Origin of the sequence: Streptomyces sp. Z26 (assembly GCF_003665095.1) — a bacterium.
Taxonomy (GTDB): domain Bacteria; phylum Actinomycetota; class Actinomycetes; order Streptomycetales; family Streptomycetaceae; genus Streptomyces; species Streptomyces phytohabitans.
Map to the genome: position 1 here is coordinate 5,771,895 of NZ_RCHV01000002.1, position 23,853 is coordinate 5,795,747.

20 protein-coding genes and 2 pseudogenes are annotated in these 23,853 nt (G+C 73.9%); 11 read left to right on the forward strand and 11 right to left on the reverse strand.

Annotated elements, in window-relative coordinates:
- The first annotated feature begins 282 nt into the window (after positions 1-282).
- The 5 genes from D7M15_RS24990 to D7M15_RS25010 all read left to right on the forward strand — a co-directional run bounded on the left by D7M15_RS24990 (position 283) and on the right by D7M15_RS25010 (position 6,255).
- Positions 283-1,125: a nitrilase-related carbon-nitrogen hydrolase gene (locus D7M15_RS24990; protein WP_121519559.1), complete on the forward strand. Its 843-nt coding sequence runs from the start codon at positions 283-285 to the stop codon at positions 1,123-1,125.
- A gap of 109 nt (positions 1,126-1,234) precedes the next feature.
- Complete coding sequence (hydA, locus tag D7M15_RS24995) at positions 1,235-2,632, forward strand: dihydropyrimidinase (RefSeq protein WP_121519560.1); 1,398 nt, start codon at positions 1,235-1,237, stop codon at positions 2,630-2,632.
- A 64-nt stretch (positions 2,633-2,696) separates the two neighbouring features.
- Entirely contained in the window at positions 2,697-3,716 is a 1,020-nt protein-coding gene (locus tag D7M15_RS25000; RefSeq protein WP_121521356.1) for a TIGR03842 family LLM class F420-dependent oxidoreductase, read from the forward strand.
- 105 nt (positions 3,717-3,821) lie between these two features.
- Positions 3,822-5,063, forward strand: coding sequence for a D-mannonate dehydratase ManD (gene manD / locus D7M15_RS25005; protein ID WP_121521357.1), 1,242 nt, complete (start codon positions 3,822-3,824; stop codon positions 5,061-5,063).
- 157 nt (positions 5,064-5,220) lie between these two features.
- Positions 5,221-6,255 (forward strand): LacI family DNA-binding transcriptional regulator, encoded by a 1,035-nt coding sequence (locus tag D7M15_RS25010; protein WP_240649470.1) that lies wholly within the window; start codon positions 5,221-5,223, stop codon positions 6,253-6,255.
- A 97-nt stretch (positions 6,256-6,352) separates the two neighbouring features.
- Here the strand turns inward: D7M15_RS25010 and D7M15_RS25015 are convergent, their stop codons facing one another.
- Positions 6,353-7,054 (reverse strand): TetR/AcrR family transcriptional regulator C-terminal domain-containing protein, encoded by a 702-nt coding sequence (locus D7M15_RS25015; RefSeq protein ID WP_121519561.1) that lies wholly within the window; start codon positions 7,052-7,054, stop codon positions 6,353-6,355.
- A gap of 60 nt (positions 7,055-7,114) precedes the next feature.
- On the opposite strand from D7M15_RS25015, the gene D7M15_RS25020 reads away from it, so the two are divergent.
- The 4 genes from D7M15_RS25020 (at position 7,115) to D7M15_RS25035 (ending at position 13,127) form a co-directional block, all read left to right on the forward strand.
- Complete coding sequence (locus D7M15_RS25020; RefSeq protein ID WP_276314473.1) at positions 7,115-8,830, forward strand: FAD-dependent monooxygenase; 1,716 nt, start codon at positions 7,115-7,117, stop codon at positions 8,828-8,830.
- Between the two features lie 47 nt (positions 8,831-8,877).
- Positions 8,878-10,740 carry a gamma-glutamyltransferase gene (locus tag D7M15_RS25025; protein ID WP_121519562.1) on the forward strand — a complete coding sequence of 621 codons (1,863 nt, stop codon included), beginning with the start codon at positions 8,878-8,880 and terminating at the stop codon, positions 10,738-10,740.
- 95 nt (positions 10,741-10,835) lie between these two features.
- Positions 10,836-11,654 carry an inositol monophosphatase family protein gene (locus D7M15_RS25030; protein WP_121519563.1) on the forward strand — a complete coding sequence of 273 codons (819 nt, stop codon included), beginning with the start codon at positions 10,836-10,838 and terminating at the stop codon, positions 11,652-11,654.
- A gap of 27 nt (positions 11,655-11,681) precedes the next feature.
- Complete coding sequence (locus tag D7M15_RS25035; RefSeq protein ID WP_121519564.1) at positions 11,682-13,127, forward strand: NAD(P)/FAD-dependent oxidoreductase; 1,446 nt, start codon at positions 11,682-11,684, stop codon at positions 13,125-13,127.
- A gap of 202 nt (positions 13,128-13,329) precedes the next feature.
- Here D7M15_RS25035 and D7M15_RS25040 read toward each other — a convergent pair whose 3' ends face one another.
- A complete protein-coding gene (locus D7M15_RS25040; protein ID WP_121519565.1) occupies positions 13,330-13,893 on the reverse strand; it encodes a TetR/AcrR family transcriptional regulator in 564 nt (187 codons plus the stop codon).
- A 104-nt stretch (positions 13,894-13,997) separates the two neighbouring features.
- Here D7M15_RS25040 and D7M15_RS25045 point away from each other — a divergent pair, with 104 nt between their 5' ends.
- Positions 13,998-14,930, forward strand: a complete 933-nt coding sequence (locus D7M15_RS25045) for an NmrA family NAD(P)-binding protein (RefSeq protein WP_121519566.1) — start codon at positions 13,998-14,000, stop codon at positions 14,928-14,930.
- A 34-nt stretch (positions 14,931-14,964) separates the two neighbouring features.
- Here the strand turns inward: D7M15_RS25045 and D7M15_RS29230 are convergent.
- The 3 genes and pseudogenes from D7M15_RS29230 to D7M15_RS25055 all read right to left on the reverse strand — a co-directional run.
- Positions 14,965-15,180, reverse strand: a pseudogene (locus tag D7M15_RS29230) (Clp protease N-terminal domain-containing protein); the annotation flags it as partial.
- A gap of 270 nt (positions 15,181-15,450) precedes the next feature.
- Positions 15,451-15,636 (reverse strand): annotated as a pseudogene (locus D7M15_RS29450) (Clp protease N-terminal domain-containing protein); the annotation flags it as partial.
- A gap of 6 nt (positions 15,637-15,642) precedes the next feature.
- A complete protein-coding gene (locus D7M15_RS25055; protein ID WP_121521363.1) occupies positions 15,643-15,870 on the reverse strand; it encodes a helix-turn-helix domain-containing protein in 228 nt (75 codons plus the stop codon).
- A 218-nt stretch (positions 15,871-16,088) separates the two neighbouring features.
- Between D7M15_RS25055 and D7M15_RS25060 the strand changes: the two genes are divergently transcribed.
- Positions 16,089-17,225, forward strand: coding sequence for a glycerate kinase (locus tag D7M15_RS25060; protein ID WP_121519568.1), 1,137 nt, complete (start codon positions 16,089-16,091; stop codon positions 17,223-17,225).
- 202 nt (positions 17,226-17,427) lie between these two features.
- Here the strand turns inward: D7M15_RS25060 and pssA are convergent, their stop codons facing one another.
- From pssA to D7M15_RS25090, 6 genes are all read right to left on the reverse strand, one after another.
- Positions 17,428-18,273, reverse strand: coding sequence for a CDP-diacylglycerol--serine O-phosphatidyltransferase (gene pssA, locus D7M15_RS25065; protein WP_121519569.1), 846 nt, complete (start codon positions 18,271-18,273; stop codon positions 17,428-17,430).
- Positions 18,260-18,928 (reverse strand): phosphatidylserine decarboxylase, encoded by a 669-nt coding sequence (locus tag D7M15_RS25070; RefSeq protein WP_121519570.1) that lies wholly within the window; start codon positions 18,926-18,928, stop codon positions 18,260-18,262. Before D7M15_RS25070 ends, pssA begins: the two co-directional genes overlap by 14 nt.
- Before the next feature lie 176 nt (positions 18,929-19,104).
- Positions 19,105-20,310, reverse strand: coding sequence for an acyl-CoA dehydrogenase family protein (locus tag D7M15_RS25075; protein ID WP_121519571.1), 1,206 nt, complete (start codon positions 20,308-20,310; stop codon positions 19,105-19,107).
- 1 nt (position 20,311) lies between these two features.
- The gene (locus D7M15_RS25080) at positions 20,312-20,836 is read right to left on the reverse strand and encodes a MaoC family dehydratase (protein WP_121519572.1); all 525 of its coding nucleotides are present in this window, start codon (positions 20,834-20,836) and stop codon (positions 20,312-20,314) included.
- Between the two features lie 3 nt (positions 20,837-20,839).
- A complete protein-coding gene (locus D7M15_RS25085; protein ID WP_121519573.1) occupies positions 20,840-21,811 on the reverse strand; it encodes a CoA ester lyase in 972 nt (323 codons plus the stop codon).
- Positions 21,808-23,853, reverse strand: a complete 2,046-nt coding sequence (locus D7M15_RS25090; RefSeq protein ID WP_121521365.1) for a protein meaA — start codon at positions 23,851-23,853, stop codon at positions 21,808-21,810. Before D7M15_RS25090 ends, D7M15_RS25085 begins: the two co-directional genes overlap by 4 nt.

Here is a 23,853-nt window from a genome sequence, read left to right on the forward strand (position 1 = left end):
AGGCGATGTCCGGCGCGAGCCCGTACGGCGCCCCGGCACGGATCACAGGGTCCGCGCCGGGGCGCCGTCGCGTGCCGCACGGGTACGGACCGGGCACCACGGGTACGGATCGGACAAGCGGCGCGGACCGGTGGTCACCCGGACGGGCCGCGCCGATGCCCTTGCCACGCCCGTAAGCGGCAATTACGGTCACATGCCTACGCGCGACCACGTGACCCGCCGCCGATCCACGCGGATCTACGCGGGTCACGCCAGGCTGACGTCCGTACGAAGGAGCTGCCCATGCCCGATGTCGTACGCGCCGCACTCGTGCAGGCGACCTGGACCGGCGACACCGAATCGATGATCGCGAAGCACGAGGAGCACGCCCGCGAGGCGGCCCGGCAGGGCGCGCGGATCATCGGGTTCCAGGAGGTCTTCAACGCCCCGTACTTCTGCCAGGTCCAGGAGACCGAGCACTACCGGTGGGCGGAGCGGGTCCCGGACGGGCCGACCGTACGGCGGATGAGCGAGCTGGCGCGCGAGACCGGGATGGTCGTCGTCGTGCCCGTTTTCGAGGTCGAGCAGTCCGGCCACTACTACAACACCGCCGCCGTCATCGACGCCGACGGCACGGTGCTCGGCACGTACCGCAAGCACCACATCCCCCAACTCCACGGCTTCTGGGAGAAGTTCTACTTCCGGCCCGGCAACCTGGGCTGGCCCGTCTTCGACACCGCAGTCGGCCGGGTCGGCGTCTACATCTGCTACGACCGCCACTTCCCCGAGGGCTGGCGCGCGTTGGGCCTGGCCGGGGCGCAGCTCGTCTACAACCCGTCGGCCACCTCCCGCGGCCTCTCCTCGCACCTCTGGCGGCTGGAGCAGCCCGCGGCGGCCGTCGCCAACGCGTACTACGTCGCGGCCATCAACCGCGTCGGCGTCGAGGAGTACGGCGACAACGACTTCTACGGCACCAGCTACTTCGTCGACCCGCGCGGCCAGCTCGTGGGCGCGCCCGCCAGCGACACGGCGGAGGAACTCCTCGTCCGCGACCTCGACCTGGGCCTCATCGACGAGGTGCGGCAGCAGTGGGCGTTCTACCGCGACCGGCGCCCCGACGCGTACGACGGCCTGGTGCGGCCGTGACCGGCGCCGGGGGCGCGGCGCCGTGCGCCGCGCGGCCCGGAGCCACGGCGCGGGCAGGGGACGCCGCGCGGACCGGAACCATCCAGGACACCCGAGGGAGTGCCCGACCGTGAGCCGTACCGTCATCCGCAACGGACTCGTCGTCACCGCCAGCGACGAGACGCACGCCGACGTACTGATCGAGGACGGGCGGATCGCCGCCCTCGCCGCGCAGGGCAGCGCGTACGCCGGGAGCTGGACGGCGGACGACGTCCTCGACGCGACCGGGAGGTACGTGCTGCCGGGCGGCGTCGACGCGCACACCCACATGGACTTCCCGTTCGGCGGGACCTTCTCCTCCGACACGTTCGAGACCGGCACCCGGGCCGCCGCCTGGGGCGGCACCACGACGATCGTCGACTTCGCCGTGCAGACCCGGGGGTACGCGCTGCGCGAGGGGCTGGACAAGTGGCACGCGAAGGCCGACGCGCAGTGCGCGATCGACTACGCCTTCCACATGATCCTCTCCGACGTCAACGACGGCACCCTCAAGGAGATGGACCTGCTCGTCGAGGAGGGCATCACCTCGTTCAAGCTGTTCATGGCCTACCCCGGCGTCGTCTACAGCGACGACGGCCAGATCCTGCGCGCCATGCAGCGCACCGCCGCCAACGGCGGGCTCACCATGGTGCACGCCGAGAACGGCATCGCCATCGACGTGCTCGTCGAGCAGGCCCTCGCGGAGGGCCGCACCGACCCCCGTCACCACGGCGAGGTACGGAAGGTGCTGCTGGAGTCGGAGGCCACGCACCGGGCGATCCAGCTGGCCCGGGTGGCCGGTTCGCCGCTGTACGTCGTGCACGTGTCGGCCGACGCGGCCGTGGCCGAGCTGGCCGCCGCCCGCGACAAGGACCTCCCGGTCTTCGGCGAGACCTGCCCGCAGTACCTCTTCCTGTCCACCGACAACCTCGCGGAGCCCGACTTCGAGGGCGCGAAGTACGTGTGCAGCACGCCGCTGCGGCCGCACGAGCACCAGGCGGCGCTCTGGCGGGGGCTGCGGACGAACGACCTCCAGGTGGTCTCCACCGACCACTGCCCGTTCTGCTTCAGCGGCCAGAAGGAGCTGGGGCGCGGGGACTTCTCGAAGATCCCGAACGGGCTGCCCGGCGTCGAGCACCGCATGGACCTGCTGCACCAGGCCGTACTGGACGGCCACATCAGCCGCCGCCGCTGGATCGAGCTGGCGTCGGCCGCCCCCGCCCGGATGTTCGGGCTGTATCCCAAGAAGGGGACGCTCGCGCCCGGTTCGGACGCCGACGTGGTCATCTACGACCCCACCGCCGAGCAGACCCTCTCTGCCGAGACCCACCACATGAACGTCGACTACTCGGTGTACGAGGGGAAGCGCGTCACGGGCCGCGTGGAGACGGTCCTCTCGCGCGGCACGCGCGTGCTGGACCGCGGGACGTACGTCGGCCGGGCCGGGCACGGCCAGTACACCCCGCGCGGTCTCTGCCAGTACCTCTGACCGCCCGTACGCCCCCCCTCACCCGCCACCCGCACCACCGAACGGAGAAGTGACGCCCATGAGCATGGACTTCGGGCTGGTCCTCCAGACCGACCCGCCGGGCGCGGCCACCGTGGCCCTGATGCGGCGGGCGGAACGCCGGGGCTTCCGCTACGGCTGGACGTTCGACTCGGCGGTGCTGTGGCAGGAGCCGTTCGTCATCCACAGCCGCATCCTGGCCCACACCCGGCGGCTCGTGGTCGGCCCGATGGTGACCAACCCCGGCACGCGTTCCCTGGAGGTCACCGCGTCGACGTTCGCGACGCTCAACGAGATGTACGGCAACCGCACCGTCTGCGGCATCGGCCGCGGCGACTCCGCGATGCGGGTCGCCGGACGGCGGCCGAACACGTTGGCGCGGGTCGGTGAGGCCATGTCCGTCATCCGCGACCTGGCCGAGGGCCGCGAGGCGGAGGTGGACGGGCACCCCGTGCGCATCCCGTGGATCAAGGACGGCAGGCTGCCGGTGTGGATGGCGGCGTACGGGCCGAAGGCGCTCGCGCTGGCGGGCCGGGAGGCGGACGGCTTCATCCTCCAGCTGGCCGACCCGTACCTGACGGAGTGGATGGTGAAGGCGGTCCGTACGGCGGCGTCCGACGCGGGCCGCGACCCGGACGAGGTCACCGTGTGCGTGGCCGCGCCCGCGTACGTCACGGACGACTCCCCGGAGGCGCTGGCGCACGCGCGGGACCAGTGCCGCTGGTTCGGCGGCATGGTCGGCAACCACGTGGCCGACCTGGTGGCGCGCTACGGCACGGACTCCGCGCTCGTACCGGAGGCGCTGACGTCGTACATCGCGTCCCGCGAGGGCTACGACTACGCGCACCACGGGCGCGCGGACAACCCGGACACGGCCTTCGTCACCGACGAGGTCGTGGACCGCTTCTGCCTGCTCGGTCCCGCCGAGGCGCACATCGAGAAGCTGCGGGCGCTGCGGGCGCTGGGCGTGGACCAGTTCGCGGTGTACGCGATGCACGACGCGAAGGAGATCACGATCGACGCGTACGGCGCCGACGTGATCCCGGCGCTCGTCCGGGAGCCGTGACCACCACGCACCCACCGGGGTGAGCGGGCGCGTACGGTGTGCTGGTCGCCGCGCGAAAGCCGGGTGACCCGCCCGCACGACGCACCCGCCCCGGAGGAGTACGGCATGAGGATCACCGCCGCCGAGACCCTTGTCAGCAGCCCCGGCCGCAACTTCGTCACCCTCCGCGTCACCACCGACGACGGCCTCACGGGACTCGGGGACGCGACCCTCAACGGCCGGGAACTCGCCGTCGAGTCCTACCTGCGCGAGCACCTCGTGCCGCTGCTGATCGGCCGCGACGCGCACGCGATCGAGGACACCTGGCAGTACCTCTACCGCGGCGCGTACTGGCGGCGCGGCCCCGTCACCATGGCCGCGATCGCCGCCGTCGACACCGCCCTGTGGGACATCAAGGCCAAGGCCGCGGGCATGCCCCTCTACCAGCTCCTCGGCGGCGCCTCCCGCACCGGCGCCCTCGCGTACGGGCACGCCTCCGGGCGCGACCTGCCCGAGCTGTTCGACTCGATCCGCGCCCATCTCGACGCGGGCTACCGCGCGTTGCGCGTGCAGAGCGGCATCCCCGGCCTCGACACCGTCTACGGCGTCGCCTCCTCGCCCGCCGCCCCCGGCGACCGCTACGACTACGAGCCCGCCCGCCGCACCGGCGACGCCCACCCGCGCCCGACCGTGGAGGTCTGGGACACCCGCGCGTACCTGCGCCACATGCCGCGCGTCTTCGAGGCCGTACGCAACGAGTTCGGCCCGGAGCTGCCGCTGCTGCACGACGGGCACCACCGCATGACGCCCGTGCAGGCGGCGCGGCTCGGCCGGGACCTGGAGCCGTACGACCTGTTCTGGCTGGAGGACGCCACCCCCGGCGAGGACCAGTCGGCGCTGCGGCTGATCCGCGAGCACACGGTGACGCCGCTCGCCATCGGTGAGGTGTTCAACTCGGTGCACGACTACACGACGTTGCTGCACGAGCGGCTCATCGACTACGTGCGGTCCGCCGTGACGCACGCGGGCGGCGTCACCGGCATGCGCCGCCTCCTCGACCACGCCGCCGTGTACGGCATCCGCTCCGGGCTGCACGGGCCCACGGACATCTCCCCGGTGGGCATGGCCGCGGCACTCCATCTCGACCTGGCCGTGCACAACTTCGGCATCCAGGAGTACATGCGGCACTCCACCGAGACCATGGAGGTCTTCCGCACCTCGTACACCTTCACCAAGGGCGCCCTGCACCCCGGCGACGGGCCGGGGCTCGGCGTGGAGTACGACGACGAGGCGGCGGCGGCCTTCCCGTACACCCCGGCGTACCTGCCGGTGAACCGGCTGGCCGACGGCAGCGTGCACGACTGGTGAGGCGGGCCGCGCTCCCGGTTGCCGGAGCCGCGTCCGTGGCGCTCCCGCCGCCCGCCGCCTATCGTGACTGGCCCCGGCGCGGGCGGCACACGGCCGCCCCGCACCCGACGGATCGGCACGGCATGACGGCGTACGCGGCGGCCCGCGCGGGGCGGGTGTGACGGGCGAGCCGCGGGTGACGATCCGCGACGTGGCCGCGCGCGCGGGGGTGTCGCGCGCCGCCGTGTCCCTGGCGTTCAACGACAAGCCCGGCGTCTCCGCGGCGACCCGCGCCCGCATCCTCGGCGTGGCGCGCGACATGGGCTGGGAGCCGAACCGTTCGGCGCAGGCGCGGAAGCGGGCCGGTACGGGCACCGTGGGGCTGGCCATCTGCCGACCCGCGCGGCAGCTCGGACTGGAGCCGTTCTACATGGAGTTCATCTCCGGTATCGAGAGCGTCCTCAACGAGCGGTCCAGCGCGCTGCTGCTGCGCCTCGTACGGGACGTGGACGAGGAGGTCGAACTCCAGCGGCACTGGTGGCGGTCCGGCCAGATCGCCGGTTCGATCCTGGTCGACCTCCGTCAACAGGACGCGCGCGTCGTCGAGTTGCCCCGGATCGGGCTGCCCGCCGTCGCGGTCGGGCACCCGGACCTGGCGGGGCCGTTCCCGGCGGTGTGGACGGACGACGCCTCGGCCGTCGCCGAGGCCGTGCGCTACCTCGCGGCCCTCGGCCACACCTCCGTCGCCCGGGTCGGCGGCCACGCCGAACTGGGGCACAGCGCCCTCCGTACCGAGGCGTTCGCCCGTACGCTGCGCGCGCTCGACCTGAGCCCCGACCTCCAGGTCGCCACGGACTTCTCCGGCGAGCAGGGTGCCAGCGCCACCCGCGCGCTGCTGTCCGGCGCCGTACGGCCGACCGCGATCATCTACGACAACGACGTGATGGCCGTCGCCGGGCTCTCCGTGGCCGGTGAGATGGGGCTGCGCGTACCGTCCGACCTGTCGCTGCTGGCCTGGGACGACTCCCAGCTCTGCGGGCTGACGCAGCCGAGGCTGTCGGCGATGAGCCACGACGTGCACGCCTTCGGCGCGGACGTCGCCCGCCGCCTGTTCGCGCTGCTCGCGGGGGAGGGCGCGGTGTCGCGCCCGGCGCGGACGCCGGTGCTCACGCCCCGGGGCTCCACCGGGCCGCCGCCGCGCCGGACCGTCTGAGGGGCCGTCCGGGACGTACGTCCCAGGGAGGCGCGTGCGCGGTGCGTCGCCGCGCGGGTCAACCGCCCTTTTCCGCGGGCCCGTTGGTGGGCCGCCGCTACGGCCTCCCCACCGCGCCGTCCACGTCGGCGGCGAGTCCGCGCAGCAGCAGCCGCAGCCCGTACGCGAAGCGCGCGCCGAAGTCCGGCTCGGTGACCAGGTCCGCGAGCGGCGCCAGATGCGGGTGGTCGCCGGTCCGCAGCGCCGCGTGGAGGCGGTCGGCGGCGGCGGTCAGGCGGTCGTGCGGGGGAGCGGCGGCCTGCTCCTCCAGGGTGTGCCCGACGGTGTAGTCGATGACGGTGAACGCCGCCCGGAGCGCGTCCTCGGGTGGCAGTCCCGCGTCGGTCAGCACCCGGACGAAGTGGTCCGCGAAGCCGAGGGTGTGCGGGCCGACGGAGTGCGCGCCCGCGTGCACGCGGGCGCCGTCGCGGTGGCGCAGCAGGGCGAGGCGGAGCCGTCCGGCGAGTTCGGCGACCCGGTCGGGCCAGTCGAGGTCGGGCGGCAGCGGGTCGGCGCACCCGGCGAGCAGGGCCTCGGCCATGTCGTCGAGCAGGTCCCGCTTGGTGGCGAAGTGGCCGTACAGCGTGCCCGCGCGGACGTCCAGCGCCTCCGCGAGCCGGCGCATCGTCAGGGCGTCGAGCCCCACCTCGTCCAGCAGCTCGACGGCGACCGCCACGACCCGTCCCCGGTCGACCAGCGGCGGCCGTCCCCGACGCCTGCGCGGGGGGCCCTCGACCGGGGTGTTTGACGGACCGCTCATGCGAGGGGACACTAGCAGCGCATTAAATGAACGCTGTTCGGAAAAGAGCGGGGAGTCCCTGTGCGCACCACGGCGGAAGCACACGCACGCAGCGAAACGGAAGCGGGAACGGAGGCACGCGCCACAGCGCGTACCGGTGGCGGCGCGGAACCCGACGCGGACGTCGTCGTCGCGGGCGGCGGGCCCACCGGCCTGATGCTCGCCGCCGAACTGGCCCTGGCGGGCGTACGCGTACGGGTGCTGGAACGGCGCCCCTCCCGGCAGCGGGACTCGCGGGCGCTCATTCTCCACCCGCGCAGCCTGGAGGTCCTGGACCTGCGGGGGATCGCGGACCGCTTCCTGGCACGCGGCCGTACGGTCCCCACCGGCCACTTCGCGGGACTCGGCACCCGGCTGGACTTCTCCGCGCTGGACTCCCGGCACGGCCGCACCCTGCTGCTGGCGCAGACGCACACGGAAGAGCTGCTGGAGGAACGCGCGCGCGAGCTGGGCGCCGAGGTGGCGCGCGGGCACGAGGTCACCGCCGTACGCCCGACCGGCGACGGCGCCGCCGTGGAGGTCTCCGCGCGCGGGACGGCGGGCGCGTACACGCTGCGGGCCGCGTACGTCGTGGGCTGCGACGGCGGACGCAGCGCCGTACGGGAGGCGGCGGGCATCGGATTCCCGGGCACGGACGAGACGTTGAGCGGGATGCTGGGCGACTTCGCCCGTACCGACCCGGACGCCCTGGCGGCGGCCGCGGGCACCGACGTGCTCGCCGTACCGCTCGGCGGGGGCGTCACCCGCTTCGTGCTCGTGGACGCCGAACGGATGCGGGTGTCGAGCCGGGAGCCGGTGACGGAGGAGGAGTTCCGGGCGGCGCTGCGGCGGACGGCGGGCACCACGTTCGGCGTCGGGGAGCCGCGCTGGCTGTCCCGCTTCGGGAACGCGACGCGGCTGGCCGCGACGTACCGCGCGGGGCGCGTGCTCGTCGCGGGCGACGCCGCGCACGTCCACTTCCCCGCCGCCGGTCAGGGCCTCAACGCGGGACTCCAGGACGCGGCGAACCTCGGCTGGAAGCTCGCCGCCGAGGTCGCGGGCTGGGCGCCACCGGGACTCCTGGACAGCTACGACGCCGAACGGCGCCCGGTGGGCGAGGAGTTGACGGCGAACACCCGGGCCCAGACGCTGCTGTTCGAGCTGACCCGGATGCCCGCCTACCGCGAGGCGGCCGCCGCGCTGCGCGGCGTGCTCGACGGCCTCCTCCGTCTCCCGGAGGCCAACCGCCACCTCGCCGCGACGGTCTCCGGGCTGGGCACCGCGTACCCGCCCGGCGACGGCCCCGGCGCCCACCCGCTGACGGGCAGCCGCGTCCCGGACGTGGCGCTCACGACGGCGGACGGTACGGCCACCCGCGTGCACGGGCTGCTGCGCGAGGGGAGGTTCGCCCTCCTCCGGCTCGCGGCGGACGGCGAGCAGGGCGGCGAACGGGACGGAGACTCGGGCCGTGACAGCGGCGGCGACGTGGGCGGCGGGCGGGTGCGCGCGGTGACCGCCACCGGGTACGAGGCCAACCCCCGGCTGGACGGTGTCACCGAGCTGCTCGTACGCCCCGACGGGCACGTCGCCTGGGCGACCGGGCAGCCCGCGGGCCCGTCCCGTACGGCCGCGCGGGCGCAGGCGCTGGCGTCCTGGACCGGAACGGGAACCGGGAACGGAGCCGGAACCGGAAGCGCGCTCGGCGCCGGAAGCGGAACGGACGGCGCGGTGCCCGGCGCGGTGCCCGCCTCCGGCTGAACGCCCGCCCGTGGTCGGGCCCGGCCCCCACTGGGCAGGATGCCCCCATGGTCACCACGCGCCCCACCCTCCAGGGCACCTTCGGCATGGCGTCCTCCACCCACTGGCTCGCCTCGCAGACGGCGCTCGCCGTCCTGGAGGACGGCGGCAACGCCTTCGACGCCGCCGTCGCCGCGGGCTTCGTCCTCCAGGTCGTCGAACCGCACCTGAACGGCCCGGCGGGCGAGGTGCCCGTCCTCGTCGCGCCGGGCGACGGCCGCCCCGTACGGGTGCTGTGCGGCCAGGGCGTCGCGCCCGCCCACGCCACCCCCGCCTACTACACGGGCCTCGGGCTGGACCTGGTGCCCGGCACGGGCCCGTTGGCCGCGGCCGTCCCCGGCGCGTTCGACGCCTGGCTGGTGCTCCTGCGCGACTACGGCACCAGGTCGCTGGAGGGGGTGCTGACGTACGCGATCGGGTACGCCGAGAACGGCCACCCGGCGGTCGAACGGGTCGGCGCGACCGTGGAGTCCGTCCGCGGTCTCTTCGAGGAGGAGTGGACGGCCTCCGCCGCGCTGTACCTTCCCGGCGGCCGCGCCCCCGCCCCCGGCGCCCTGCTGCGGAACCCGGCGCTGGCCCGCACCTGGCGCCGCCTGCTGGCCGAGGCGCGGGCGGCGGGCGCCGACCGGGAGGCGCAGCTGGAGGCGGCCCGCCGGGCCTGGCGTACGGGCTTCGTCGCGGAGGCGCTCGTCCGCGCCGCCGCCCGGCCCACCATGGACAGCAGCGGCGAGCGCCACGCCGGGACCCTCGATGGCGACGACCTCGCGGGCTGGGAGGCGACGTACGAGGACCCCGTGACGCTGCCCTGGTGGCACGGCTGGACCGTGTGCAAGGCGGCGGGCTGGTCCCAGGGGCCGTCCCTGCTCCAGCAGTTGGCGCTGCTGCCGGACGACCCGGCGGACTGGGAGGCGTACGGCGACGGGACCCGTGGCGGGGACGCGTACGCCGAGCCGAACGCCGAGCAGCTGCACCGCCAGGTCGAGGGCGTGAAGCTGGCCATGGCCGACCGGGAGTCCTGGTACGGCGACGCGGCGGGCGCCGCCACCGTGCCGCTCGACGCCCTGCTGGCCCGTCCGTACACCGCCGCCCGCCGCGCCCTCGTCGGCGGCGCCGCCTCGTACGAGCTGCGCCCCGGCCACCCCGGCGGCCGTACGCCCCGACTCCCGCACCACGTACGGGAGGTGGCGTCGGCGGAGGCCGCCGCCGACGCGCACCGGCCGGTGGCGGCGGGCACCGGGGAGCCGACGGTCGGCGGGGACGGGGTGACGCGCGGCGACACGTGCCACGTGGACGTCGTCGACCGCTGGGGCAACATGGTCAGCGCCACGCCCAGCGGCGGCTGGCTCCAGTCGAACCCGGTCGTGCCCGAACTGGGCTTCCCGCTGGGCACGCGGCTCCAGATGGCGTGGCTGGAGCCCGGATTGCCCAACACCCTCACCCCAGGGCGCCGCCCCCGCACCACCCTCTCGCCGTCGCTGGCGCTGCGGGACGGGGTGCCGGTCATGGCCTTCGGGACGCCCGGCGGCGACCAGCAGGACCAGTGGCAGCTGCACTTCCTGGTCGAACTGGCGCGGCGCCCGCTCGTACGCGGCGGTCCCGACCTCCAGGGCGCCATCGACGCGCCCGCCTGGCACACGGAGGCGTTCCCCGGCTCGTTCCACCCACGGGTGGCGCGGCCCGGCAGCGTCACCGTGGAGTCCCGCGTCGGCGCCGACGTCGTCGCCGGGCTGCGCCGCCGCGGGCACCGCGTGACGGTCGGGCCACCCTGGTCGGAGGGGCGGCTGTGCGCCGTCGCGCGCGACCCGGGGACGGGCGTGCTGAGCGCGGCGGCCAACCCGCGCGGCGCGCAGGGCTACGCGGTGGGGCGTTGAACGGCGGCCCGCGCGACCGTCGCGTCGCCGTGCGGACACCGGTCGTCCACCCGTACTTCAGTACCGGCGGCGGACGTTCGTGCTTCCATGGACGGATGATCGATGACGCGCTCGTCTTTGGTGCCGAGGAAGCCGTACGGAAGGCCGTCGCGGCGGAAGTCATGCCGCGCTGGCGGCAGTTGGCCGACCACGAGGTGGTGGAGAAGAACGGGCCGCACGACCTGGTGACCGTCGCCGACCGGTCCGCCGAGGAGCACCTGACGCGGTCGCTGACCGGGCTGCTGCCCGGCTCGGTGGTCGTCGGGGAGGAGGCCGTGCACGCGGACCCGGGCGTGTACGAGGCGTTGCGCGGCTCCGACCCGGTGTGGATCGTCGACCCGGTGGACGGCACGCGCCAGTTCGTCCGCGGGGAGAGCGGCTTCTGCACGCTGGTCGCCCTCGCCCGGCACGGCGAGCTGCTGGCGTCCTGGACGTACGCGCCCGTGCTGGAGCAGATGGCCATCGCGCGCCGCCGGGGCGGGGCGTTGCTCAACGGTGACGTGCTGCGGGCCGGTTCGCCCGCCGCGGACGCGGTCCTCGAAGTGGCCACCTCCCACCCGGACTACACCGACGACGCGCAGAAGGAGGCTCTGGCCGCGCTGGTGACGCCGGAGACGGAGCCGCGCCCCTGCGGCTCCGCCGGGCTGGAGTACCTGGACGTCGCCCGTGGCGCCCTCGACGCCGTCGCCTTCACCTGGGAGAACGCCTGGGACCACGCGGCGGGGCTGCTGCTGGTGGCGGAGGCGGGCGGCGCGAGCGGCACGCTCACCGGCGAACCGTTCCGGCTCGCGGGCGGCAACGCGCTGCCGTTCACCGCCGCGCGGGACGCCCGGACCGTGCGGCGTATCCTGGCCCTGCTTCAGCGCCGAAGCTGAGCTCGTGCTGCGAGGGGAGAGCCGAGAGTGCCGTCGATCCGGGACGCGGTGGTGGTGGGAGCGGGCCCCAACGGGCTGACGGCGGCGGTCGAACTGGCCCGCCGAGGCTTCTCGGTGGAGCTGTTCGAGGCGCTCGACACGGTCGGCGGCGGGTCCCGTACGGAGGAGCTGACGCTCCCCGGCTTCCGGCACGACCCGTGCGCCGCCGCGCACCCGCTGGGCGTCAACTCGCCCGCGTTCCGCGACATGCCGCTCGACCGGTACGGGCTGGAGTGGCTGCACTCCGACCTGCCGATGGCGCACCCGTTCCCGGACGGCACCGCCGCCGTGCTCGCCCGTTCCGTGGCCGAGACGGCCGCCTCGCTCGGGCCGCGCGACGCGGGCGCGTACCGGCGGCTGGTCGAGCCGTTCCTGCCGCACTGGGACCGGCTCGCGGCGGACTTCCTGGGGTTGGGCTCGGCGTTCAACGGGGGCCTGCCGCGCGCCCCGTTTGGGCTGGCGCGCTTCGGGCTGACCGGGCTCCAGCCCGCGTCGTGGGTCGGCCGCCGCTTCCGGGACGAGAAGGCGCGCGGGCTGCTCGCCGGGCTCGCGGCGCACGTGATCGCGCCCACCAGCACCTTCGCCACCGCCGGGATCAGCCTGGTGTTCGCGCTCGCCGGGCACGCCCGCGGCTGGCCGGTGGCGCGCGGCGGGTCGCAGTCGGTCGCGGACGCGCTCGCCGGATACCTGCGGGATCTCGGCGGCGTCGTCCACACCGGCGTCGAGGTGAAGCGGCTGGACGAGCTGCCGCCCGCCCGCGCGTACGTCTTCGACACCTCCCCGACGGCGCTGGCGCGTATCGCGGGGCTGGGGCACGCGTACGCCGGATACCGGTACGGGCCCAGTCTGTTCAAGATCGACTACGCGCTGGACGGGCCCGTGCCGTGGACCGCCGAGGAGGCCCGGCGGGCGACGACCGTGCACGTCGCGCCGACGGCCGGGGCGATCGACGACGCGATGCGGCGCGCCACGGACGGGCGGGACCCGGACCGGCCGTTCCTCATCACCGTCCAGCCCGGGGTCGCGGACCCGACGCGGGCGCCGGAGGGCAAGCACACGTTCTGGGCGTACGGGCACGTGCCCAACGGCTGGGAGGGCGACGCGACCGACGTCGTGGAACGCCAGCTGGAGCGCTTCGCGCCCGGCTTCCGTGACCTCGTCCTCGCCCGCGCCACCGCGGGGCCGCCCCAACTCGCCGCCCGCAACGCCAACTACGTCGGCGGCGACATCGCCTGCGGCGCCGCCTCCGGCCTCCAGCTCCTGCTGCGGCCGCGCCTCGCCCGCGTCCCGTACGCGACGGCGCACCCCGCCGTCTACCTCTGCTCCTCCGCGACCCCGCCGGGGCCCGGCGTGCACGGCATGTCGGGCCACCACGCGGCACGCGCGGTGTGGCGGCGGCTGCGCGCCAACGGGCGTACGGGCGCGGGGGTCTGACGGGGGAGCGGGCGGGCGCGCCCGCCCCCTTCGCGGCTAGGCGGTGTCCGGGCGGTCTCCTCGGGCTCGCGACGACGGCTACGGCACCTCGACGCGTTGTCGGAGTCGTCCGTGTACGGCCCGGTACGAGGACGATCCTCCGCCTTGCGCCGCACCGCATCCGACGCCGCGAGCCACCCCTCAAGGACCGCCCGGACACCACCTAAGGGCTGAGCCCGTCCACCGCCAGCCGGAACAGCCGGTCCGCGGCCGCCGTCGGGTCGGCGTGGTGCTCCGTGGCCAGCACGATGCCGACGATCAGCGCGATCAGGTCGCCCGCCGTGACGGCCTCCGCGACCGCCCCGTCCCGTACGGCGCGGCGCAGCAGCGGCTCCGCGGCCCGTTCCACGGCGGCCGAGCAGCTGTTCTCGTGCACCGGGTGCGGCTCCTCCGTGTCGTCCCGCATCAGCGCGGGCGCGAGGCCCCGGGCGGCGACGCAGTACGCGACGACGTGGTCGAGCCACTCCAGCAGCACGTCCCGGCTGTCGCCCGTGCCGTCCAACTCCTCGGCGCGCACCCGTAGCGCGTCGATCCGCTCCAGGGAGACCGCCTGGAGCAGCGCCCGACGGGTGGGGAAGTGGCGGCGGACGGTGGCCGAACCGACCCCGGCGGTACGGGCGATCTGCTCCAGCGAGGCGGCGGCGCCGTGCGCGGCGACCTCCTCCTCCGCGACGGCGAGGATGCGCGCGTAGTTGCGCCGCGCGTCGGCGCGCTGCCGGTCGGCCATGGCGTCAGCTCCAGGATTGCTAAGTGGCGGGGTCCGCCGTATCGTACCCGGAACGTAAACGGCGGGCCCCGCCGTTTCTTGCGCGAGCACTCCGAGGAGCCACCATGCCCACCGACCCCACCTCCGCACCCGTACTCGTCACCGGTGCCACCGGCCGCCAGGGCGGCGCCACCCTCTGCGCCCTGCGCGCGGCGGACGTCCCCGTACGGGCCCTCGTCCGCGACCCGCACACCGACCGTGCGCAAGCCGTCGCGGCACTCGGTGCCGAACTGGTCACCGGGCACCTGCACGACCGCGACTCCGTCGTACGGGCCGCCGAGGGCGCCCGCGCCGTCTTCTCCGTGCAGATGCCCGCCATGGACGCCGACGGCGGCTTCGACTTCGCCGGCGAGATCACCCAGGGCACCAACCTGATCGAGGGCGCGAAGGCCGCGGGCGTACGGCAGTTCGTGCACACCTCCACCGTCGGCGCCGGGCAGCACGTCGACGTGCCCGAGTGGGAGCGGGACGGCTGGGCGGAACGCATCCCCAGCCTGGTCGCCAAGAGCACCCTCCAGGACCGGCTCCGCGCCGCCGACTTCCCCCGCTGGACGCTGCTCAAGCCGGCCACGTTCATGGACAACTTCCTGCCGTCCATGGGATTCCTCTTCCCGCGCGGCGTCGCGGGCGGCCTGGTCAGCGTCCTGCGCCCGGACACCCGGGTCTCCCTCGTGGCGGTCGACGACATCGGGAACGCCGCGGCCGCCGCCCTCACCGACCCCGACCGCTTCCACCGGGTCGAACTGGAGCTGGCGAGCGACCACCTCTCCATGACGGAGATCACCGGGGTCCTCTCCCGCGTCCTCGGCGTACCGCTCGCCGTGCCCGACATGACCGAGGCGGAGGCCGTCGCCGCGGGCATGCCGCCCATGGGGGCCACGCACGAGTGGCTGAACGTGGTGGAGCAGCCGGGGCGCCCCGCGTACGCGCGTGAACTCGGCCTCGCCGTCACGCCGTTCGAGACGTGGGCGCGGGAGCACCTGCGCGCCGACGCCTGACGCCCCGCGCCGCCCGTTCCGCCCCCCGGTGCCGTCAGGCGGCCTCGCGGCGGTCCGCCAGGACCTCCGCGCGGGCCCGCCCCGGGGCGACGTCGAGGTGGGCGAAGACGGCGCGCGTGAGCCGGTCGTCGGAGCGGAGCAGCCCCAGCACCACGTGCTCCACACCGATGCGCCGGTCCCGCAGGGCCACCGCCTCCCGCAGTGACAGCTCCAGCGCCTTCCTCGCCCGCGGCGCGAACGGGATGTGCCCCTTCCCGGACGCGGCCCCGCCCCCGCGCGGCGCGGTACGGTCGCCGCTCCCGCCGCCCTCGCCGCGCAGCCGTTCCAGTGCCGAGAGCGGCCACGGCTTCCCCGGCTCCCGGTCCCGCGCGGCCTCCGGGCCCGGCCCGTCCAGCGCGCCGGGCCCGAACGTCGCCTCGGTACGGCGGCGGATCTCGTCCAGGTCGATGCCGAACGCCCGCAGGGCCGCCGCGTCCTCCGGCCCCAGCCCGTCCGCCCCGCCGCCCGCCACGCGGGACACGGCGGTACGGCAGGACTCCCGCGTCACCCCGAGCCGTACGAGCGTCGCGGCGCCCGGTTCGTCGGGGTGGCGCAGCGCCGCGAGCAGCAGGTGCTCGGTGCCGATCCGCTCGTGCCGCAGCGCGCGGGCCTCCTCCTGGGCGCCGACCACCACGTCGCGCGCCTCCCCGCTGAATCGCTCGAACATGCCCGTCTACCTCCTGGAGTGCTTCTTGTGCACGGCCTGCCTGCTGACCCCCAGCGCGGTCCCGATCTCCTCCCAGGACCAGCCCTGTCCGCGCGCGCTCGCCACCTGGAGCGCCTCCAGCCGCTCGACGAGGCGCCGCAGCGCGGCGACCGCGCGCAGCCCGACCCGCGGGTCGCGGTCGGCGGCGGCCTGCGCGGCGTTCAGCGCGTCGTCGGCGTCGCGTCCGTTCCGCACGCCGCCCGTCCCCTCGGCTCCGGTGCGTGTGTCGGGGGCCTTCCGTACGTCTTCCGCGTCCGGTTGGTCGCGGGCGTCCGTCTGTCCGGTCATGCGTGTCAACCTAGGATGACAGAACGGTGCTGTCAACCCTGATTGACGCGCTGGTGGTCGCCGTGGCCCATGGCGGATAGGGTCTGGGCGGCGCGACTGCCTGTTCGACAGCAAGGGACGACTCAATGGCTCACTCTGGGCGCGTGCTGATCGCCGCGGACAAGTTCAAGGGATCGCTGACGGCCGTGGAGGTCGCCGAGCACGTCACGGCGGGCCTGCGCCGGGAACGTCCGGACCTCCGGATCGAGGCGCTCCCGGTCGCCGACGGCGGCGACGGCACGGTGGCCGCGGCGGTCGCGGCGGGCTTCGAACGGCGCGAGGTGGACGTGACCGGTCCGCTCGGCGCCACCGTCACGGCGGCGTACGCGCTGAGAGAGGACACCGCCGTCGTCGAGATGGCCGAGGCGTCCGGGCTCCAGCTGATGCCGCCGGGCGTGTACGCGCCCCTGACCGCGACCACGTACGGCACCGGCGAGGTGCTGCTCGCGGCGATCGCGGCGGGCGCCCGTACGGTCGTCCTCGGCGTCGGCGGCTCGGCCACCACGGACGGCGGCGCGGGCATGCTCCAGGCGCTGGGCGCCGACTTCCGTGACGAGGACGGCGACCCGGTCGCGCACGGCGGCGGCCCCCTGCGCGACATGGTGAGCGCCGACCTGACCGGCCTCGACGACCGGCTGAAGGACGTACGGATCGTCCTCGCCAGCGACGTCGACAACCCCCTGACCGGGCCGGAGGGCGCCCCCGCCGTCTACGGGCCGCAGAAGGGCGCCGGTGAACAGGACGTCGCGATGCTCGAGGCGGGCCTCGCCCGCTTCGCCGAGGTGCTCACCACGGCCCTCGGCCCCGAGGCGGCCCGCGCCGCCGAGTCGCCCGGCGCGGGCGCGGCGGGCGGCATCGGCTTCGGCGCGCTCGTCGGGCTCGGCGCGGTCTTCCGGCCCGGCATCGAGGTGCTGCTCGACGTGCTGGGATTCGCGGAGGCGCTGGACCGGGCGGACCTCGTCATCACCGGCGAGGGGTCGCTCGACGAGCAGACCCTGCACGGGAAGGCCCCGGCGGGCGTGGCCGCGGCGGCGCGCGCGGCCGGGAAGCCGGTGGTCGCGGTGTGCGGCCGGATCACCATCGGCAAGCCGGAGTTGGAGAAGGCGGGCATCGACGCGGCGTACCCGCTGACGTCCGTGGAGAGCGACCCGGCGGTGTGCATGGCCGAGGCCGGGCCGCTGCTGGAACGTATCGCCGCCCAGGTCGCGGCCGACCGCCTGTAGTTCCGGGGGCCCGCGCCCCCGCCGCCGTACGCCCGCTCCGGCCCGTACCGGAGCGGGCGTACGCGTGCCGGGCCCGATCCCGTACCGCCCGACTCCCGTACCGGCGGGGACGGTCGGCGGACACGGCGAAGGGCCCGGACGACGGTCGTGGAAACCGTCGTCCGGGCCCTTCGGACGTGTCGTCCGGGCGGGTGCCGGTGGGTCAGCCCTGCGCCGCGGCCCGTGCCTCGCGGCGGTGGTCGCGGAAGGCGTTGACCCGGCGGGCCGTCGCGAACAGCGGGATCACCGCGCCCAGCACCACCTGGAGCGCGCAGCCCGTCTGGAGGAGCAGTTCACCGCCGGGCGCGTCGAACGCCCACGCCACCAGCATCCCGATGCTGAGCACGATCCAGCTGAGCATCGCCCCGGCGAGGCGACCGCGCGGCTTCGGGTACTCGACGCGGCTCACCATCAGCCAGGCGACGCCGATGATGGCCAGCAACGTCGGTACGAACGGCAGCTCCAGCAGCACGATCGACACGACGGTGAGCGCCCCGAACGGGCTGGGCATGCCCTGGAAGATGCCGTCTCTCAGGGTCACGCACGAGAAGCGGGCCAGCCGCAGGATGACGGCCAGCAGCACCACCACGGCGGCGACCACCGAGACCCGCTGGTGCGCGTCGTTGGCGACCATGCCCCAGACGGCCACGAAGTACGCGGGGGCCAGCCCGAAGCTGATCAGGTCGGAGAGGTTGTCCAGCTCGGCGCCCATCGGCGAGCTGCGCAGCTTGCGCGCGACCAGGCCGTCGAACAGGTCGAAGACCGAGGCGAGCAGCATCAGGATGACCGCGCTGGCCGCGCTGTGCCGCGCCATGCCGCCGTCCTCGTTGCCCGCGAGGTGCGGGATGAGGACGCCGGTGGTCGTGAAGTAGACCGCCAGGAAGCCGCAGGTGGCGTTCCCCAGGGTGAGGGTGTCCGCTATCGAGAGCCGCATGGAGAGCGGCATCTCGTCGTCGTCCTCCTCCTCCGGGACCCAGCCGGACTTCCTGTCCGGATCAGTCACGGTCAAGGCGCGTCACCCCCGCGGTCGTGGTCTGGCCGACCTCGACGGCGACCTCGACCCCCTGCGGCAGGTAGACGTCGACCCGGGAGCCGAAGCGGATGAGGCCGATGCGCTCGCCCTGTTCGAGCTTGGCGCCCTGCGACACGTACGGCACGATGCGGCGGGCCACGGTCCCGGCGATCTGGATCATCTCGATGTCGCCCAGCTCGGTGTCGAAGTGCCAGACGACGCGCTCGTTGTGCTCGCTCTCCTTGTTGAACGCCGGTACGAAGCCGCCGGGTACGTGCTCCACGGAGGTCACCGTGCCCGCCAGGGGCGCCCGGTTGACGTGGACGTTCAGCGGGCTCATGAAGATCGCGACGCGCGTCCGGCCGTCCTGCCACGGCATGATGCTCTGCACCACGCCGTCGGCGGGGGAGATCACGCGACCCTCGGTGATCTCACGCTCGGGGTCGCGGAAGAACCACAGCATGCCCGCCGCGAGCGCGGTGGCGGGCACGGCCACCGCCGCCGCGCGCCCCGACCGGCGGGACCGGGCGAGGCTGACGGCCGCGGTGGCCACGGTCGGAAGAAGCCACGGCGACGCTCCGCGTGCGAGCCGGACGCGACCGCTGAGTGCGGAGGCGCCATCACTGGAAGCAGAGGATGGGCTGTGGGGCATGGGAGACCTTCGTCGGCGGAGGGTTCCGCAATGGAGGGACTGCGGGTATTCCGGAATGTTATCGGTTACGGGTGGCAACTGGGCAAGCCAGTGGGCCAGTCCGTCGGTCGATGTCGCTGTCCGGTCGTGTGCCCCGCCGCGCGGAGTTCATCCCGGTACCACCCCGGAACGGGCAGTCACCCCTGGAAGCGGTACTCCTCCAGCAGGCGGCGCCCGACGATCATTTTCTGGATCTCGGCGGTTCCTTCGCCGATCAGGAGCATCGGCGCCTCGCGGTAGAGGCGCTCGATCTCGTACTCCTTGGAGAAACCGTACCCGCCGTGGATGCGGAACGCGTCCTCCACGACCTCCTTGCAGTACTCGGATGCGAGATATTTGGCCATTCCGGCTTCCAGGTCGTTGCGTTGACCCGAGTCCTTCTTGCGCGCGGCGCCCACCATCAATGCGTGCGCGGCCTCGACCTTCGTCGCCATCTCCGCCAGCTTGAACTGGATCGCCTGGTGCTGCGCGATCGCCTTCCCGAACGTGTGGCGCTGCTGCGCGTACGCGATGCCCAGCTCGAACGCCCGCTGGGCGACGCCGCAACCGCGCGCGGCGACGTTGACGCGGCCGACCTCGACGCCGTCCATCATCTGGTAGAAGCCGCGTCCGGTGGTGCCGCCGAGGACGCGGTCGCGCGGCACCCGCAGTCCGTCCATGATCAACTCGGTGGTGTCGACGCCCTTGTAGCCCATCTTGTCGATCTTGCCGGGGATCGTCAGGCCCGGCTTCACCTCACCGAAGCCCGGCTCCTTCTCCACCAGGAACGTCGTCATCGACCGGTGCGGAGCCGTACCTTCCGGATGTCCCTCGTCCGTCCGGCACAACACCGCGACCAGGGAGGACGAACCGCCGTTCGTCAGCCACATCTTCTGCCCGTCCAGCACGTACGCGTCGCCGTCCGGCACGCCCTTCGACGTGATCGCCGACACGTCCGAGCCGAGCCCCGGCTCGGACATGGAGAACGCGCCGCGCGTCTCGCCCGTCGCCATCCGTGGCAGGAAGTGGTCCTTCTGCTCCCGCGTGCCGTGCTGCTTCAGCATGTACGCCACGATGAAGTGCGTGTTGACGATGCCCGACACGCTCATCCAGCCGCGTGCCAGCTCCTCCACGCACAGCGCGTACGTGAGCAGCGACTCCCCGAGGCCACCGTACTCCTCCGGGATCATCAGGCCGAACAGGCCCAGCTCCCGCAGGCCCTCGACGATCTCCGTCGGGTACTCGTCGCGGTGCTCCAACTCCGTCGCGACCGGGAGGATCTCCTTGTCGACGAATCCCCTTACAGTGGTGACGATCTCTTGCTGGACCTCCGTCAGGCCCTCGGTGCGCGCGAGGCGTCCCATGTCACCGCTCTCCCTTCCCGGGCGTCTCCCGGAGTTCCGGGCGGCCCGGCTGCTCGCCGCCGCGCGCCTCGACGTACGCCGCCGTCGGCACCATCACCTTGCGCCGGAAGACGCAGACGAGGGTGCCGTCCTGGTTGTAGCCCTTCGTCTCCACGTGCACGATCCCGCGGTCGTCCTTGGACCGGGACGGGGTCTTGCCGAGGACGGTCGTCTCGCCGTACAGGGTGTCGCCGTGGAACGTGGGCGCCACGTGCCGCAGCGACTCGATCTCCAGGTTGGCGATGGCCTTGCCCGACACGTCCGGCACGGACATGCCGAGCAGCAGCGAGTACACGTAGTTCCCGACCACCACGTTCCGGCCGAAGTCCGTGGTCCGCTCGGCGTAGTGGGCGTCCAGGTGCAACGGGTGGTGGTTCATCGTGAGGAGGCAGAACAGGTGGTCGTCGTACTCGGTGACCGTCTTGCCCGGCCAGTGCTTGTAGACGTCCCCGACGTCGAACTCCTCGTAGGTGCGGCCGAATCGCATCGCTCACGCCTCCGTCGGGGGCTCGAAGACGGACGTACGCGTCAGGCCGGCGGCCCGGCCCTTGCCGGCGACGACCAGCGCCATCTTGCGGCTGGCCTCGTCGATCATCTCGTCGCCGATCATGGCGGAGCCCTTCCGGCCACCCGCCTCGGAGGTGAACCACTCGTACGCGTCGAGGATCAACTCGGCGTGGTCGTAGTCCTCCTGGGACGGCGAGAAGATCTCGTTCGACGCCTCCACCTGACCCGGGTGCAGCACCCACTTGCCGTCGAAGCCCAGCGCGGCGGCACGCCGTGCCACCTCGCGGTAGCCGTCCACGTTCCGGATCTGGAGGTACGGGCCGTCGATCGCCTGGAGGTCGTGCGCGCGGGCGGCCATCAGGATGCGCATGAGGATGTAGTGGTAGGCGTCGGCCGGGTAGCCGGGCGGCTGCTCACCGACGACCAGGGACTTCATGTTGATGGACGCCATGAAGTCGGCGGGCCCGAAGATGATCGTCTCCAGCCGGGGTGACGCGGCGGCGATGGCGTCGACGTTGATCAGGCCCCGGGCGTTCTCGATCTGCGCCTCGATGCCGATCCGGCCGACCTCCAGCCCGACGGTCTTCTCGATCTGCGTGAGCAGCAGGTCGAGCGCCTGCACCTGCTGCGCGTCCTGCACCTTGGGCAGCATGACGCAGTCCAGATTCGCGCCCGCGCCCTCGACGACGGTGATCACGTCGCGGTACGTCCAGTGCGTCGTCCAGTCGTTGACCCGTACGACACGTGTCTTGCCGGTCCAGTCGCCCTCGTTGAGCGCCTTCACGATCGTGTGCCGCGCCCCCTCCTTGGCGAGCGGCGCGCACGCGTCCTCCAGGTCGAGGAACACCTGGTCCGCGGGGAGTCCCTGGGCCTTCTCCAGGAAACGGGGGTTGCTGCCGGGCACGGCCAGGCAGGAACGCCGCGGGCGGAGCCGGTTGACGAGCGGGCCGGTCATGCGGGGACCTCCAGGGGGTCGAGCTGGTGGGCGGTGCGGATCTGGTCGACGATACGGCCGATGATCTCCGTGATCCCGAAGTCCCTCGGCGTGAACACGGCCGCCACCCCGGCGGCCCGCAGCGCCTCCGCGTCGGCGGACGGGATGATGCCGCCGACGACGACGGGCAGGTCCCCGGCGTCCGCGGCCCGCAGCCGTGCCAGCACGTCGGGGACGAGTTGGGCGTGCGAGCCGGACAGGATGGACAGGCCGACGCAGTGCACGTCCTCCGCGACGGCCGCGGTGACGATCTGCTCGGGGGTGAGCCGGATGCCCTGGTAGACGACCTCGAACCCGGCGTCGCGGGCGCGTACGGCGATCTGCTCGGCGCCGTTGCTGTGCCCGTCCAGGCCCGGCTTGCCGACCAGCAGCCGCAGCCTGCCGCCCGCGCCGAGCCCCAGGTCGGCGGCGGTACGGGTGACGGCGTCGCGGACGCGTGCCAGCTGCGAGCCGTGCTCGGGGGCGACGGCCAGCGGCGCCCCGGCCACGCCCGTCGGCGCGCGGAACTCCCCGAACACCTCGCGCAGCGCCTCCGCCCACTCGCCGGTGGTGACGCCCGCGCGGGCGCACTCCAGGGTGGGCTCCATCAGGTTGGTGTCACCGCCCGCGGCGTCCGCGAGCAGCCGCAGCGCCTTCGCGGCGCGTGCCTCGTCGCGGGCCGCGCGCCAGTCGCGTACGGACCCGGCGACGCGCGCCTCGTTGGCCGGGTCGACGGTCATGATGGCGGTGTCGAGGTCGGCGGTCAGCGGGCTGGGCTCGGTGCCCTCGTAGCAGTTGACGCCGACGATCTTCTCCTCGCCGGACTCGATGCGGGCCCGGCGCTCCGCGTGCGAGGCGACGAGCTGCGACTTGAGGTAGCCGGACTCGACGGCGGCCATCGCGCCGCCCAGCTCCTCGATGTGGTCGATCTCCGCGAGCGCGGCGGCGGTCAGCTCCTCGACCTTCGCCTCGACGACGTGCGACCCGGCGAACAGGTCGTCGTACTCCAGCAGGTCGCTCTCGTGCGCCAGCACCTGCTGGACCCGCAGCGACCACTGCTGGTCCCAGGGCCGGGGGAGGCCCAACGCCTCGTTCCAGGCGGGGAGTTGGACGGCGCGGGCGCGCGCGTCGCGGGAGAGGGTGACGGCCAGCATCTCCAGCACGATGCGCTGCACGTTGTTCTCCGGCTGCGCCTCGGTCAGGCCGAGGGAGTTGACCTGCACGCCGTAGCGGAAGCGCCGCTGCCGCGGGTCCTCGATCCCGTAGCGCTCGCGGGTGACCTGGTCCCAGATGCGGCCGAAGGCGCGCATCTTGCACATCTCCTCGACGAAGCGGACGCCCGCGTTGACGAAGAACGAGATGCGGCCGACCACGTCCGCCCGCCGCTCCTCGGGCACCTGCCCGGAGGCGAACACCGAGTCCAGTACGGCGATGGCCGTGGACATGGCGTACGCGATCTCCTGGACGGGCGTCGCCCCCGCCTCCTGGAGGTGGTAGCTGCAGATGTTGATCGGGTTCCACCGGGGGATGTGGTGGACGGTGTACGCGATCATGTCCGTGGTCAGCCGGAGGCTGGGGACGGGCGGGAAGACGTGCGTGCCGCGCGACAGGTACTCCTTGACGATGTCGTTCTGCGTCGTCCCCTGGAGCGCCGACACCTCCGCGCCCTGCTCCTCGGCGACCACCTGGTAGAGCGCCAGCAGCCACATCGCGGTGGCGTTGATGGTCATCGAGGTGTTCGTGCGGTCCAGCGGGATGTCCTGGAACAGCCGCCGCATGTCCCCGACGTGGGACACCGGGACCCCGACGCGGCCCACCTCGCCGCGCGCGAGGACGTGGTCCGGGTCGTAGCCGGTCTGGGTCGGCAGGTCGAACGCCACGGACAGGCCGGTCTGGCCCTTGGCGAGGTTCCGCCGGTACAGCGCGTTGGACGCCTCGGCGGTGGAGTGCCCCGCGTACGTCCGCATCAGCCAGGGCCGGTCGCGCTTCCTCGGTGCGCCCGAGGCGGGCTGGTCGTTCGGCAC